Source organism: Paracoccus sp. (in: a-proteobacteria) (assembly GCF_030604785.1).
In the GTDB taxonomy this organism is placed as follows: domain Bacteria; phylum Pseudomonadota; class Alphaproteobacteria; order Rhodobacterales; family Rhodobacteraceae; genus Paracoccus.
Window position 1 is genome coordinate 1 of the sequence record NZ_JAUVVF010000025.1, and the last position, 14,810, is coordinate 14,810.

The window sequence follows — 14,810 nt, forward strand, 5'->3', positions numbered from 1 at the left end:
GCGGAGCTTTGCGCGGGCATTGGCACAGGCGAAGCGCTGGATCAGCGGCCCGGAGGAGATGGCCTGGCCGAGGCCACGCCCCGGCGGCCCCGCAACGCCGCTCGCCGGAACCGCGGAGGCGCTGCGTTCTCACATGGCCGCAAGGCTGCGGGGATGCAGGCCGGTCTGCCTTGCCGAGGACCCCTCTCTGCGCCAGCGGGCAGCTGCGCTCTGGAAGGACTTCGTGGGCTCCGGTCCGGCTGTGGCCACGCAAACGGACGTGGTGGTCGTCCTGACACCACAATGCCTCGGCGCGCTGGCGACCCCGAGCGCCCGGACCCTGGAGCGGATCAAGGCGCTGTCGGCGAGACACCCCGAGATCACCGTGGCTGCCTTCCTGACGCGGGGCGGCGTGCCTCGCCTGCTGTCGATGGACCGGCTCAGAGAGGTTGTGCAGTCACGGTTGAAAAAGGAGGGCATCACGGTGGAACTAGACGCCGATCAGGACGATCATCCTGACCCCGGCGTTCACTAGCTGGTCCAAATACCTGTCTGGAGTGGCGAGGGATCAGGCGCTCAAAAAGACGCAATGCTACCCCGGTCGCTACCCCGCAGCCGGTCGAGACCAGGAAATACCGCAATTTCAACAACTTGGAAAAGGGAAGTGGCGGAGACGAAGGGATTCGAACCCTCGAGACCCTTTCGGGCCTGCACCCTTAGCAGGGGTGTGCCTTCGACCACTCGGCCACGTCTCCGCCGACCCGTATAGGGAGATTGCCGGAGGCGAACAAGTGCTTTCTGGCGGCCTGTTCACACCAGATCGCAAACCGTCCGGTTTGGCTTGCGCCGTCCTCAGACGGGTGCAAGGATCGGCGGGACGGGACGCCCGAGCCGTGCAGATCGGCACGCAGCCCGTCCGGCGCGACAGACGGCGCCGGTCCTGCGTGGCGGCGACCCGGATACTGCGGATGATGACAGCAGGAGACGTGCCATGACCGATATCCGATTTGATTTCAACGGCAGGATCGCGCTTGTGACAGGGGCGGCCTCGGGGATCGGGCGCGACATCGCGCTGGAACTGGGGGCTTCGGGGGCCTCAGTCCTGGTCAGCGACCTGGATGGCGCGGCCTGCGACCACGTCACCGCCGAGATCGCCGAGGCGGGGGGCACGGCGCGCAGCTTTGCCGCCGATGTCACCGACGAGGCGGCCCTGAAAGAGGCCGTTGCCTGCGCCGAGGCGCAATGGGGCGGGCTGCACATGGCGGTGAACAATGCCGGGATCGGGGGGCGGAGTCTGCCCACCGGCGAGTATCCCGCCGATGACTGGCGGCGGGTCATCGATGTCAACCTGAACGGCGTCTTCTACGGCATGCGCTGGCAGATCCCGGCCATGCTGCGCGCGGGGGGTGGCTCGATCGTCAACATGTCCTCGATCCTGGGCTCGGTCGGTTTTGCCAATGCGGCGCCCTATGTCGCGGCCAAGCATGCGCTGCTGGGGCTGACGCGGACGGCGGCGATGGAATATGCGGCGCAGGGCGTCCGGGTGAACGCGGTCGGGCCGGCCTTCATCGACACGCCGCTTCTGTCGGCCAACCTGTCGCCCGAGATGATGCAGGGGCTGGCCGCGCTGCATCCGATGGGGCGGATCGGCACGCCGGCCGAGGTCTCGGCGCTGACGCTGTTCCTGCTGTCGGGTCGCGCAAGTTTCATCACCGGCAGCTATCATCTGGTCGATGGCGGCTACACCGCGCCGTAGGGGATCGCGATGGACCAGCACAAGCCATGGGCGCAAACCGCGCCCGATGTCCTGCGCGCCCTTGACAGCGGGCGCGGCGGGCTGAGCAGCGCCGAGGCCGCCGAACGAGTGGCGCGGCACGGGCCGAACCGCCTGCCGGAGCCGCCGCGTCCTTCGGTCGTCATGCGGCTGGCGCGGCAGTTCAACAACCTGCTGATCGTCGTCCTGATCGTCGCGGCGGCGATCACGGCGCTGCTTGGCCACTGGATCGACACGGGCGTCATCCTGGCGGTGGTGCTGGTCAATGCCGTCATCGGCTTCGTGCAGGAGGGCCGGGCCGAACAGGCGCTGGAGGCCTTGCGCGACATGCTGGCGCCCCGCGCCTCGGTCCTGCGGGACGGAGTGCGGCAGGGGATCGACGCGGCGGCGCTGGTGCCGGGCGACATCGTCCTGATCGAGGCGGGCGACCGCGTTCCCGCCGATCTGCGCCTGATCGAGGTCGCGGGCCTGACCGTCGAAGAGGCCATGCTGACGGGGGAGTCGTTGCCCGTCCGCAAGGACACCGCGCCCGCCGCCCCTGATGCGGCGCTTGGCGACCGCCGGTCGATGGCCTTCAGCGGCACGATGGTGGTCGAGGGCACGGCAACCGGCATCGTCACCGCGACCGGCGCCGAGACCGAGATCGGGCGCATCAGCGGCATGATGCAGGCGGTCGAGGTCCTGACCACGCCTCTGATCGCGCAGATGCACCGTTTTGCCCGTGTCCTGACGGGCTTCGTGCTGGCGGTGGCGGCCGGGGTGCTGGCCTTCACCGTACTGGGGCGCAGCATGGCCTTTGCCGACAGCTTCATGGTCGTGGTCGGCCTGATCGTCGCCGCCATCCCCGAGGGCCTGCCCGCCGTCCTGACCGTCACGTTGGCCATCGGCGTTCAGCGGATGGCGGCGCGAAACGCGATCATCCGCCGGCTTCCCTCGATCGAAACGCTTGGCGCGATCTCGGTCATCTGCTCGGACAAGACCGGCACGCTGACCCGCAACGAGATGGTCGTGACCCGCATCGTCACCAGCGCCGGCGAGGCAGGGATCGAAGGGCAGGGCTATGCGCCCGAGGGTGCGGTGAACGGCCCGGCCGAGCCCGCCCTTGGCCGGATCGCGGCGCTCTGCAACACGGCGGAACTGCGCGACGAAGGCGGCTGGCGGGTCGAGGGCGACCCGATGGAGGGCGCGCTGCTGGCGCTGGCGGGCAAGCTGGGCGCGCCATGGCGTGACCGGCCCGTGCCTGACGCGGCCATCCCCTTTGACGCGCGCTATCGCTACATGGCGGTGCTGCATGACGGGATGGTGCTGGCGAAGGGCGCCCCCGAGGCCATTCTGGACCGCTGCGACAGCGTGTTGGGCGCGACCGGCGCATTTGATGCGGCGGAATGGAAAAGCCGGGCGGATGCCATCGCCTCGGACGGGATGCGGGTGCTGGCCTTGGCGCAGAAGCCGCATGCGGGGTCGGGGCTGTCGCATGACGATCTGGCCGGGGGGCTGGTTCTGGTCGGTCTGGTCGGCCTGATCGACCCGCCCCGCCCCGAGGCGATCCGCGCCGTCGCCGATTGCCACCGGGCCGGCATCGCGGTCAAGATGATCACGGGCGATCATGCCGGGACCGCCGCCGCCATCGGCCGCCAGATCGGCCTGCGCCGCTGCGACCGCGTGCTGACCGGGGCGCAGATCGATGCGCTGGACGACGACGTGCTGATCGGCGCCGCACAAGCGACCGACATCTTCGCCCGCACCAGCCCCGAACACAAGCTGCGGCTGGTTACGGCGCTTCAGGCGCCCGGTGCCGTGGTGGCGATGACCGGCGACGGGGTGAACGACGCGCCCGCGCTGAAGCGCGCCGATGCGGGCATCGCGATGGGGCAGAAGGGCTCGCAGGCCGCGCGCGAAGCCTCGGATCTGGTGCTTGCCGACGACAATTTCGCCTCGATCGCCGAAGCGGTGCGGCAGGGGCGGACGGTCCATGACAACCTCAAGAAGGTGATCGCCTTCCTGCTGCCGGTGAATGGCGGCGAAAGCATGAGCCTGATCATCGCGATCCTGTTCGGGCTGATGCTGCCCATCACGCCCCTGCAGATCCTGTGGGTGAACATGCTCAGTTCGGTCGCGCTGGCCATGGCCCTGGCCTTCGAGCCGCCCGAGCGCGGGGTCATGGCGCGCCCACCGCGCCCCGCGAACGCGCCGATCCTGTCGCGCTTCATCCTGTGGCGGGTGATGCTGGTCTCGGTCCTGTTCTCGATGGGCATCTTCGGCCAGTTCGCCGCAGCCCAGGCGATGGGCGCCGATCTCGACACGGCGCGGACCATGGCGCTGAACACGCTGGTCGCGATGGAAGTGTTCTACCTGTTCTCGGTCCGCTACCGCCACGGCCTGTCGGCCACCGTCGAGGGGGTCCGCGGCACGCCGGCGGTGCTGATCGCGCTGGCCGTGGTCGTGGGCTTGCAGGCCTTGCTGACCTATGCACCGCCCCTGCAGGCGCTGTTCGCGACGGCGCCGCTTGGGCCGGGGCAGTTGGCCGCCTGCGCGGCGGTGGGGGTGCTGCTGCTGGCGGTGCTGGAATTCGACAAGCGCGCCGCCGCATGGTGGAAGCGCAAACCCGAGGGGATCGCATGAGGGTTCTGGTCTTCAATGCAGGCAGTTCCAGCCTGAAATTCGGCCTGTTCGACGGGGACCGCCAGATCCTCAAGGGCAGCTTCGACCGCTTCCGCGAGGGCGGCTGCGATGTCGCCATCGACGGCCACAGGGGCCGGGCGCCCCACGGCGATCTGGCCGCCGCCATCGCCGCCGTGCCGGGCGTGCTCGCCGAACGCGGCCACGCGGCCATCGACGCGGTCGGGCACCGCTTTGCCCATGGCGGCCCGGATTTCACCGGCCCCGCCCTGATCGACGAGACCGTGATCGCCGCGATCGAGGCTCAGACGCCGCTGGCGCCCCTGCACAACCCGGCCATGCTTCAGGCGATGCACCTGGCCCGCAGCCTCTGGCCCGACCTGCCGCAGGTGGCGGTCTTCGATACCAGCTTCCACCTGACGAACCCGGCCCGCGCGACGACCTATGCCGTGCCTGCCGCGTGGCGCGCGGCGGGGTTGCGGCGCTACGGCTTTCACGGCACCTCGCACAAATACGTGGCCCATCGCGCGGCCGAGGCGCTTGGCCGCCCCCTGACCGATCTGCGCATCGTCAGCGTGCATCTGGGCAATGGCGCCAGCGCCTGCGCCGTGCAGTTCGGGGCCAGCATGGACAGTTCGATGGGGATGACCCCGCTGGAGGGGCTGGTCATGGGCACGCGGTCGGGCGATGTGGACCCTGGCGCCTTCGGCTTCCTGCACCGCCAGCTTGGGCTGGACATCTCCGCCATCGAAGCCGCGCTTTACGCCGAAAGCGGGCTCAAGGCGCTGGCGGGCAGTTCCGACATGCGCGATGTCGAGGATCGCGCGGCCTCGGGCGATGCGGATGCCCAATTGGCGATCAACCTCTATGCCTATCGCGCGCGCAAGTATATCGGCGCCTATGCGGCGGCGATGGGCGGGCTGGATGCGGTCGTCTTTACCGGCGGGATCGGCGAGAACTCGGCCTCGATGCGGCGGCGGATCTGCGACGGGATGGGCTTTCTGGGCCTGATGCTGGACGACGACCTGAACCGCGCGCCCGACCTGACGGACCTGAAGGCGCCGCAGATCCAGGCGCAGGGCAGCCGCGTCGCCGTGATCGTGACCGAAACCGCCGAGCAGCTGATGATCGCGCGCGAACTGCGCGAACTGCTGGCCCGTCCGCGCCCGTTGCCGCGCGCCATTCCGGTGGCGGTCTCGGGTCGCCATGTCCACCTGACCGCCGATGCCGTCGCGGCGCTGTTCGGTCCCGGCTACCGCCTGACCGAGGCCGCGCCCCTGCGCCAGCCCGGCAACTGGGTCGCCGCCGAACGCATCGCGCTGGAAGGGCCCAAGGGCCGGCTTGAGCGTGTCGCGATCCTCGGCCCCCTGCGCCCGCGCGTCCAGATCGAGGTGTCTCGCACCGACAGTTTTGCGCTTGGCCTCGACGCGCCGGTCCGCGACAGCGGGCAGCTGGACGGCACGCCCAGGGTGCGGCTGATCGGGCCTGCCGGGGTGCTGGACAGCGACGGTCTGATCGTCGCCGCGCGCCATATCCACACGAACCCCGCCGACGCTGCCGCGATGGGACTGGCCGATGGCGACATGGTGGATGTCGAGGTTCAGGGCGGCGGATCGCGCGGCTTGGTCTTTGGCCGGACGCTGGTCCGCGTCTCGCCCCAGGTCGTGACCGAGATGCATATCGACACGGACGAGGCGAACGCCGCAGGCATCGCAGGCGGGGCCGAGGGGGCGCTGGTGCAGGACGTCCATGCCCGGCCCGTTGCCTGATTTTCAGGCAATCGGTCGGCCCGGCGCGGCTAATGGGCGGCGTTCCGCTTGACGCTACCGCCAGGTCTGCCCACGGTAACGGCAAAACGTCCAACAGGAAGGTTGCCGCCATGTTCCACCGCCCGCTGATCCTTGCCGCGATGCTGCTGCCCGCAGGGGCCGCCCTAGCCGAGACGTCGATGCCCTTTGCCTTGGACTGGCGGTTCGAGGGCCCGTCCGCGCCCTATTTCGTGGCCATCGACCAAGGCCTCTTCGCGGCAGAGGGGCTGTCGGTCGAGGTGACTGCCGGCGAGGGGTCGCTCGACGCGATCCCGAAGGTGGCAACGGGCGCCTTTCCGGTGGGTTTCGCGGATCTGAACAGCCTGATCCGGTTCCTTGACCAGAACCCCGGCGCGCCGGTCATCGCGGCGATGATGGTCTATGACAAGCCCGCCTTTGCCGTGATCGGGCGCAAATCGCTCGGCGTCGAGGCGCCCGCCGACCTGATGGGCAAGGTTCTGGGCGCGCCGCCCCCTGACGGTGCCTGGGCGCAATTCCCCATCTTCGCCGCCGAGAACGATCTGGACATGGACCAGATCACCATCGAACCCGTGGGCTTCCCCACCCGCGAGCCGATGCTGGCCGAGGGCAAGGTGGCGGCGGTCACCGGCTTCTCCTTCACCTCGTATCTGAACACCAAGCGGCTTGGCGTTGATTCCGAGGACATCTCGGTCATCCTGATGGCCGATCACGGCGTGGACCTCTATGGCAATGCGGTAATCGTCAACACGGATTTCGCCGAAGCCAACCCCGAGGCCGTGACGGGCTTCCTGCGCGCGGTTGCCGGCGGCTGGAAGGCCACCGCCGCCGATCCCGAAGCCGCCATCCAGGCGCTGGCCAGCCGCAATCCCGGCATGGATGCCGCGCTGGAGCTGGAGCGTCTGACGCTGGCGATGGAAACCAACGTGATGACCGACTGGGTCATGAAAAACGGCATGGGCAATATCGACCCGGACCGTCTGGCCAACGCGGTCGAGCAGATCAAGCTGACCTACGAATTCCAGAACGAACCCGACACCGCGCTTTACTTCAGCGATGCCTGGCTGCCGCAGGATGGCAGCCTGTCGATGCAATAAGCGCGCATGGAAAACACGGTCGAGATCAGGCATGTCACCCATGCCTACCGGACCCCGCATGGCCCGCTTCCGGTCCTGAACGATCTGTCGCTGGCCATCCCCACGGGCGCGTTCTGCGCGGTCGTGGGGCCGTCGGGTTGCGGCAAGTCCACGCTGACGCGGCTGATCGCGGGGCTGATGAAGCCTGATCAGGGGCAGGTCTTCCTGCATGGCGAACCTGTCCGGGGGCCGCGCAACACGGTCGGCATGGCCTTCCAGAACCCGGTCCTGCTGGAATGGCGCAGCATCCTCGACAACGTGATCCTGCCGCTCGAGATCGTGGCGCCGCGCATGCCGCGCCGCGACCGCGAGGCGCGGGCGCGCGAATTGCTGGCCCTTGTCGGGCTGGAAGGGTTCGAGTCCAAGCGTCCGTCGGAACTGTCGGGCGGGATGCGGCAGCGCGCCTCGCTCTGCCGGGCCATCGTCCACAAGCCCGAGGTGCTGATCCTGGATGAACCCTTCGGCGCGCTGGACGCCTTCACCCGCGAGGATCTGTGGCAGACCATGCACGCCCTGCGCCGCGAAGAGCCCTTCACGACCTTGCTGATCACCCATGATCTGCGGGAATCGATCTTTCTGGCCGACGAGGTCGTCGTGCTGTCGGGTCGCCCGGCGACGGCGCAATACCGGATGCAGGTGCCGGGCGGGACAGGCCGCGTTCTGGACGACCTCTACACACCCGACGCGGCAGAGCGGCTGAACGTGCTGCGCCACCAGATCCAGATCGCGCAGGGCCGCGCCGAGGTCCATGCATGAACATCCGCAAGATCGCCGTCCCGCTGGTCGCCATCGCGCTGTTCCTGGCCTTCTGGGAGGCGCTGGTCTGGATCAACGGCTGGCCGCGCTACAAGATGGCGGCGCCATCGGATCTGCCGCAGGCCTATTGGCGCTTTCGCTGGCTGTTCCTGGAGATGGGCTGGCAGACGCTGTGGCGCACCGTGGCGGGGCTGATCCTCGCGGTGATCTTCGGCACCGCGCTCGGCGTCGTGATGGGCTTTTCCCGCACCATGCGCGACGCGCTCTATCCGCTGCTGGTGGGCTTCAACGCCATCCCCAAGGCGACGGTCGTGCCGATCATCGCGCTGATGTTCGTGGGCCAGCACGATTTCAACACGGTGCTGATCGCCTTTCTGATCAGCTTCTTTCCGATCGCCGTCTCGGTGTCGATCGGCCTTTCGACGCTCGAGCCGGAATATCGCGACATCCTGCGCTCGCTCGGCGCGTCGAAGCTGACGATCTTCTGGAAGATCGCGCTGCCCAAGACCTTGCCCGAATTCTTCGGCGCACTGAAAGTCGCCGTCACGCTGGCCTTCATCGGCACCAACCTGATGGAGATCGTCTCGCCTCATGGCCGGGGCCTTGGTGCGCTGTTCGACAGCGGGCGGACCAATTCGGATTATCCGCTGATGTTCGCCGTGCTGATCGCCTTGGCGTTCCTTGGGATCGTTCTCTACTACATCGTGGTCGCGCTGGAACGCATCTTCGCGGGCTGGGCCGACCGCGCGCCGGGCTGAACCGCCCGACGGGGGCCACGCCCCCCGTCGCCGCGCGTTCCCAACCTGCACAGCACGCAAAGAGCGTTGCACGACTTCGGGAGGGGTGCTAGAGCCCCGCTCAGCCACGACCCTTGTCCAGCCAACGTCATCCACCGGCAGCGCACGACAGAGGTCTCCATGCGCATCCTCAGAAAATCATTCCGCGCCCGTCAGGGCGCGCTGCTGACGCAGATCCTGTGCGGCGCGGCCCTTGGCGGCCTGATCGCGGGCGACGTCCTTGCCCAGGACGCGACGCAGCCGATCCTTCTGGACCCGATCATCATGCGCGCCCGCGACATCGACGGGAACGCAGCCGACCGCGCCACCAGCAAATACGTCGCAGATGCCGAACTGGACCGGGCGCGGATGGGCAATCTGCGCGACCTGTTCCAGGGGATCGCCTCGGTCTCGGTCGGGGGCGCGATCCCGGTGGCGCAGAAGATCTTTGTCAACGGCGTGGATATGCTGAACCTGGCCGTGACGGTTGACGGCGTCTCGCAGAACAACCGGATCTTTCACCACGTCTCGGCCAATGCCTTCGATCCGGGGCTGATGAAATTCGTCCGCGTCGATGCCGGGATCGCCGCCGCCGATGCCGGGCCGAACGCGCTGGCGGGGGCCGTGGTCATGGAAACCGTGGGGGCATCCGACATCCTGCGCGACGGGGCGGCCATCGGCGGAAATGCGCGGCTGTCCTATGCCGGTAACGGGCGCACCTTCAGCCGGTCGCTGACGCTGGCGGGCCAGCATCAGGGCCTTGAATGGCTGGGCTATCTGAAATCCGCGACGGGTGACGATTACAAGGTCGGCGGCGGGTCGGTCCTGGCGGGGACGGCGGCGGATCTGCACTCCTCGCTTGGCAAGCTGGCCTACGAATCCGATCAGGGCCACCGGGTCGAGCTGTCCGGCCAGAGGATGCGTGACGACACGCTGCGCCGCTCGCGCGCCAATATCGGCGATGTCGTCGGCGGGCGCCCCTATACGCCGCTGCGCCGCTATGACACGACCCGCGACACGGTCGCGCTGACCTATCGCAACACCCAGGCCGAGGGGATCTGGGACCCGACCCTGTCCATCGGCCGCTCGCGTGTGACGATCGGCGTCGATCAGCCCGATTTCGCGGGGATTGACCGCAGCCTCGGCCGGTCGCAGAACCGCAACGGCAAGATCGAGAACCGCTTTCACCTCAGTGACCGCGATACGGTCACGGTGGGGATCGACCGCTATTCCCGCAGCAGCACCTATTCCGACGAGGCGACGCCCGGCCTGACCGAGACGGCCAGGAATACCGGCATCTACGCCCAGGCGCGGCTGGAACCGACCGAGACGATCTCGACCTCGTTCGGGCTGCGGCAGGACTGGCAGGACTTCACCGGCGTGGACGGGACCGCGCTGGACGTGTCGGGCGCCAGCGGGAACGCCGCTGTCGCATGGCAGGCGACCGACACGCTGCGTCTGCGGGCCGGGGTCTCGACCGTCTTCGGTGGCATTGTGCTGGAAGACAATTTCATCTTTGACACGTTCAGCAGCTATGCCGGCCTGCGCGCGGCACGGTCGCGCAACGCGACGCTCGGTTTCGATTACGATGCGGGCGCGCTGCGGGTGGATGGCGAGTTGTTCGCGACCGAGGTCGACGATGCCCGCAACGTCGTGCGCGGCGTGGCGCAGAACTTCGATTTCGACAGCCGGGGCTTCAATCTCGGCGCGACCTATGACTGGCAGCAGGGCTTCCTGCGCGCCAGCTATTCCAAGAGCCGCGTCCGGGTGAACGGCGCCACGGCGAGCAGCTTCACCGCGCAGGATTACGGCACCCCGCTTGGCGGGGTCCTTGCGCTGGAGGTTCAGCACAATCCGGCAGGCAGCGCCTTCACCTTCGGCGGCAGCGTGCAGGCCGCGCAGCGCTACACGCATACCGGGGCCGAGGGCGAATTGCCGCTGCCCGGCTACGGCGTCGTGGACCTGTTCGTCGAATATGTGCCGCCGCAACAGCCCGACGTGACGATCCGGGCCGAGGTCGCGAATCTGCTGGACAAGCGCTATTCCGACCGCGCGACCTATGGCGCGGATTTCGACAGCATCTCGCCGCTGTTCGAGCCGGGCCGCACGATCAGCCTGACGGCCTCGATGCGGTTCTGACCGCAAAGGCCCGGCCCTCTGCAGGGCCGGGCCGGGCTGCCTTACAGCGTGTCGGTCAGGTTCTGGACGCTTTCCGGCAGATAGCGGAAGGTCTCGCCGTCGCGGATCACGTAGCCCAGCCCCGGAAAGGGCAGGTGATAGGCCATCACCGCCATCCCCTCATCGGCGGCACGCAGGGCCAGCGCGCTGCGGGTGGCGGCGGCGGCCTCGTGATCCATGTCGAACTGCACCCGCCAGTCGGGCCGCTGGAACGAGATCACCGGATGGTGGAACACATCCCCCGCGATCAGCAGGTTCCGCGCGCCGCCCGCGACCTCGTAGGCCAACTGGCCGGGCGTATGGCCAAAGGCCGCGCGGGCGGTGATGCCCGGCACGACCTCGTCGCCATCGGCCAGCAGGGTCGGGCTGTCGTCGAAGGGCAGGACCAGGTCGGCAACGGCCTGCGCATTGCCCGCACGCTCTCCGGCCCGGGCCTCGTCCGAGGTCCAGAAGGCCAGCTCGGCCTCGCCCACGGCAAGGCGCGCATTGGCAAAGGCGGGGGCGCCGTCCTCCATCAGGCCGCCGATATGGTCTCCGTGGCAATGGGTCAGCGCAACGAGATCGATCTGATCGGGCGCGATCCCGGCCGCACGCAGCCGCGCGGTCAGACGGCCCATGCCGTTCTCGCGCCCGCCCGCGCCGAAACCCGTGTCGATCAGCACCGTGCTGCCGCCCGTTTGGACCACGACCACGTTGAAGAAGCTGGCCGTGCGCTCACGCGGCAGGTCGTTGGCCTCCATCAGGTCGCCGACGGCCTCGGCCTCCTGATCGCTGCCAAAGGTGGGATGGGGGCCCGGGCCGGGCCGGACGCCGTCCGCGATGACGGTTACGACCGCCTCTCCGAAGCGAAAGCGCCTCCAGCCGGGTGCCAGCGGGCCGTCATCGGCGGGCATGGCCTCGGTCTGGCTGGCCTGGGCCTGCGGGGGCAGGATCACGGGCAGGGTCAACAGACCCGCCGCCCCAAGCGCACCCGAGACCAGCACGCGCCGCCGCGCGGGATAGGTCGGTCTGCTCTTGTCGTCGGTGATGGACATGGCTTCGCTCCTTGCTGATGGTCGAGGCTGCGGGCCAAGGGCCCTGCGCCAGAAACGGGGCGGCGCGCCCTTTCGGTGCGCCCGCGCCTTCACGAAGCCGCGAGCCGGGCCTTCAGTCCGGTGACAGCGCGCCTTCCAGCACGTCGAAAGGCGCCGCGACCAGGCCGCCGACCGCCGTGACGACATAGGCACCCGCGCGGCGCAGGTCGTTCACTTGCGTTCGCGGCGACGCGGCGGAGCCCAGTCCGGCATAGCGATCATGGCGCAACCCATCGGTCGCCTGCATCTCGGAAATGTCGATGACGGCGATGTTGTAGGCAGCCGCGATCCGCCCGACGCGCGGGTCGGCCACATCCATCATCCCCAGACGCACCCTCTCGCCACTGATGCGCGAGGACAGGATCAGCGCCCGGTCATCCGGCGCGACCAAGATCTTCATCGGCTGGCGCATCGGCCCGATCACGGCCATCTGGGCCGCGAAGACATCGACATCGATGTCCGGTGCCGCCAGTGTCACCGACAATTGCCCCAGCACATCCGTCCGCCCCGCCAGACGCAATTGCCGCAGCGCCTCGACCGTCAGCCATGCGCCCATGGAATGCGCCAGCACATCGATCCGTCCAAGCCGCCGGTCGCGCGCCAGATCGGTCAGCAGATCGGCCAGCGCATCGCGCGACGCCGTGACCGAATCGCGGTCGTGCAGATAGCCCTGCATCCGCGCCTCGGAGGGCCAGGCGAACAGGACCGGCGCGCCGGGCAGCACATCATCCGCCGCAAGCTGCGCGGTCCGCAGCAGGCTTTCGGGAAAGTTCATGTTGTAGCCATGCACGAACAGCCCGACATCGGTCATGTCGGGCCGCGCGGCCAACCGGTCCAGCAGCGCCGCGCGCGAAGTCAGGATGGCCTGCCGTTCGACCACAAGGGCTGGCGGCATGATCTGGCCGGAGGCGCGGCCCGGCGCGGCAGCGATGGCGAACAGCGCATGGCCCGGCACCGCGCTGCGCGCCGCGGTGAAGATGTTCGCGTCCGGCGCAAGCCTTGCTCGCGTCGTGACGGCCAGCACCTCGAACTGCGCACCGCCCGAATCGGCCCCCGGCGCTGAAGGATTCATCAGCGACCATTCGGCGCGCGGCGCACAGGCCGACAAGACCATCGCGGCAGCCAGCAATGCGGCGCGCGGCAGGCGCCGCGGCGCTTTGGGCGCAGTCAGGCGGGCAGGGGTCAGGAAAAACATGGCGCGACGATACGCAAAGCCCGCCGCCGCGCAAGACGCCCGTCGCGCGCGCGGGTCGACCTTTCCGCGCCGCCTGGTGGCCGCATTGTTCGTGTTTGGCGAACAAAGATGTCGACGCTTCGGGCCTAATGGCGGCGGGCAGGGCGGCCTATCTCAGCCTCACACAAGCCGATGACGGCTTAACGACATGAAAGGAAAGATATCATGAAGACCCTCGCTCTCGCCCTTGGCGCCCTGTCCATCGCCGGTGCGGCCCATGCGGCCAGCCCCTCGGCCGATTTCGCGCGGAACGAACGCCCCGAACCGGCCACGATCAGCACCAGCGCCCCGGCCAAGCTGGTCGAAGTGCGTGCCGACAGCGTGCTTACCGCCAAGGAACTGCGCCGTGCGGGCCTTAAGGCCGATGCGCTGATCCAGGTGACGCTGGCCGGCAACGGCACCGGCACCTGGGATCAGGGCAAGGGCGAATAACCACCCCAAGCCCGCCGGGTCCCGGCCCGCTTCGAGACCGCCGCGCCTTGAAAGGCCGGCGGTCTTTTGATGTATTCTCGCGCCAGCGGCCCGAACCCGTGCCGCGTGATCGGAGTTCCCGTTGGATATCAAGGCCCTGCGCGCCTTTGTGGCAATCGTCGAAGAAGGCAGCTTCACCGCCGCCGCGCGCCGCCTGCGCTTGTCCAAGGCGATGTGCAGCAAGCTCATCTCGGATCTCGAGGCAGATCTGGGCGCGCGCCTGCTGATGCGGACGACCCGGGCGGTCAAGCCCAATGCCGCCGGAACTGCCTTCTATGCCGAGATCGCGGACATCCTGGCGCGCCTCGACGCCGCCGCCGAGGGCGTGCGCGCCTCGACTCAGCGCCCCTCGGGGCCCCTGAAGCTGAGCGCGCCGGTCCAGTACATGCTGAACGTGTTCCAGCCGCACCTGCTGCGTTTCATGCGCGAATTCCCCGAGATCCGGCTGGAAACGGTGCTGGATGACAGCCGCTCCGACCTTGTCCGCGACGGCTTCGACGCGATCATCCGGATCGGCCCCTTGGATGACAGCGCGCTTCACGCCCGGCGCCTGCATGACGTGCCGACGCTGATGGTCGCCTCGCCCGCCTATATCCGCGAGCACGGCGCGCCCGCCCATCCCGCCGAATTGCGCGACCACGCCTGCCTGCATTATTCGAACCTGCGCGGCAGCAATACCTGGCCGCTCAGCATCAACGGCGAGGTGTCCTATCACAAGATCAACCCGATCTTTTCCAGCAACAACACCGAATTGCTGCGCCTGATGGCGCTGAACGGGCAGGGGGTCGCCCTGACGCCGCGATTCCATGTCGAGGATGATCTGCGCCAGGGCCTGCTGCTGCCCGTCATGCCGGATTACGAATTTCCGCGCGTGCCGGTGAACGTGCTCTATTCCAGCCGCAAGAATGTCAGCGCGGCACTGGCCGCCTTTCTGGATTTCATCGGCGATCTGCGACTTGATGCCGATGCCCCGCCCGACTTGCCGAAAGCGTGACCTGACAGCGTGGCCCGCCCTGTGGCATGCTGC

The 14,810-nt window shown here is 68.5% G+C and carries 12 protein-coding genes and 1 tRNA gene; 10 read left to right on the top strand and 3 right to left on the bottom strand.

The features are described 5' to 3' along the window. Window positions 1-514 (top strand): hypothetical protein (locus QAR72_RS09515; RefSeq protein ID WP_304617136.1); only part of this gene is annotated, 514 nt, incomplete at its 5' end. 130 nt (window positions 515-644) lie between these two features. Here QAR72_RS09515 and QAR72_RS09520 read toward each other — a convergent pair. Beyond that, window positions 645-734, bottom strand: a tRNA-Ser gene (locus QAR72_RS09520). 236 nt (window positions 735-970) lie between these two features. On the opposite strand from QAR72_RS09520, the gene QAR72_RS09525 reads away from it, so the two are divergent. The 7 genes from QAR72_RS09525 (at window position 971) to QAR72_RS09555 (ending at window position 10,966) form a co-directional block, all read left to right on the top strand. Beyond that, complete coding sequence (locus QAR72_RS09525; protein ID WP_331497651.1) at window positions 971-1,735, top strand: SDR family NAD(P)-dependent oxidoreductase; 765 nt, start codon at window positions 971-973, stop codon at window positions 1,733-1,735. 9 nt (window positions 1,736-1,744) lie between these two features. After that, window positions 1,745-4,375, top strand: coding sequence for a cation-translocating P-type ATPase (locus QAR72_RS09530; protein WP_304617137.1), 2,631 nt, complete (start codon window positions 1,745-1,747; stop codon window positions 4,373-4,375). Continuing rightward, window positions 4,372-6,141, top strand: a complete 1,770-nt coding sequence (locus QAR72_RS09535) for an acetate/propionate family kinase (RefSeq protein ID WP_304617138.1) — start codon at window positions 4,372-4,374, stop codon at window positions 6,139-6,141. Before QAR72_RS09530 ends, QAR72_RS09535 begins: the two co-directional genes overlap by 4 nt. 110 nt (window positions 6,142-6,251) lie before the next feature. Further along, window positions 6,252-7,256, top strand: a complete 1,005-nt coding sequence (locus QAR72_RS09540; RefSeq protein WP_304617139.1) for an ABC transporter substrate-binding protein — start codon at window positions 6,252-6,254, stop codon at window positions 7,254-7,256. Window positions 7,257-7,262: 6 nt separating this feature from the next. After that, window positions 7,263-8,051 carry an ABC transporter ATP-binding protein gene (locus tag QAR72_RS09545; protein ID WP_304617140.1) on the top strand — a complete coding sequence of 263 codons (789 nt, stop codon included), beginning with the start codon at window positions 7,263-7,265 and terminating at the stop codon, window positions 8,049-8,051. After that, on the top strand, window positions 8,048-8,809 hold the full coding sequence (locus QAR72_RS09550; protein ID WP_304617141.1) for an ABC transporter permease: 762 nt from the start codon (window positions 8,048-8,050) through the stop codon (window positions 8,807-8,809). Before QAR72_RS09545 ends, QAR72_RS09550 begins: the two co-directional genes overlap by 4 nt. Before the next feature lie 159 nt (window positions 8,810-8,968). After that, window positions 8,969-10,966 carry a TonB-dependent receptor plug domain-containing protein gene (locus tag QAR72_RS09555; protein WP_304617142.1) on the top strand — a complete coding sequence of 666 codons (1,998 nt, stop codon included), beginning with the start codon at window positions 8,969-8,971 and terminating at the stop codon, window positions 10,964-10,966. Between the two features lie 41 nt (window positions 10,967-11,007). Here QAR72_RS09555 and QAR72_RS09560 read toward each other — a convergent pair whose 3' ends face one another. Together QAR72_RS09560 and QAR72_RS09565 are read right to left on the bottom strand one after the other, a co-directional pair. Next, on the bottom strand, window positions 11,008-12,039 hold the full coding sequence (locus QAR72_RS09560) for an MBL fold metallo-hydrolase (RefSeq protein WP_304617143.1): 1,032 nt from the start codon (window positions 12,037-12,039) through the stop codon (window positions 11,008-11,010). Window positions 12,040-12,151: 112 nt separating this feature from the next. After that, window positions 12,152-13,273, bottom strand: a complete 1,122-nt coding sequence (locus QAR72_RS09565) for an alpha/beta hydrolase (protein WP_304617144.1) — start codon at window positions 13,271-13,273, stop codon at window positions 12,152-12,154. A gap of 204 nt (window positions 13,274-13,477) precedes the next feature. Here QAR72_RS09565 and QAR72_RS09570 point away from each other — a divergent pair, with 204 nt between their 5' ends. Both QAR72_RS09570 and QAR72_RS09575 read left to right on the top strand, forming a co-directional pair. Continuing rightward, window positions 13,478-13,744 (top strand): hypothetical protein, encoded by a 267-nt coding sequence (locus tag QAR72_RS09570; protein WP_304617145.1) that lies wholly within the window; start codon window positions 13,478-13,480, stop codon window positions 13,742-13,744. 121 nt (window positions 13,745-13,865) lie between these two features. Further along, window positions 13,866-14,777 carry a LysR family transcriptional regulator gene (locus QAR72_RS09575; RefSeq protein ID WP_304617146.1) on the top strand — a complete coding sequence of 304 codons (912 nt, stop codon included), beginning with the start codon at window positions 13,866-13,868 and terminating at the stop codon, window positions 14,775-14,777. Window positions 14,778-14,810: the final 33 nt, after the last annotated feature.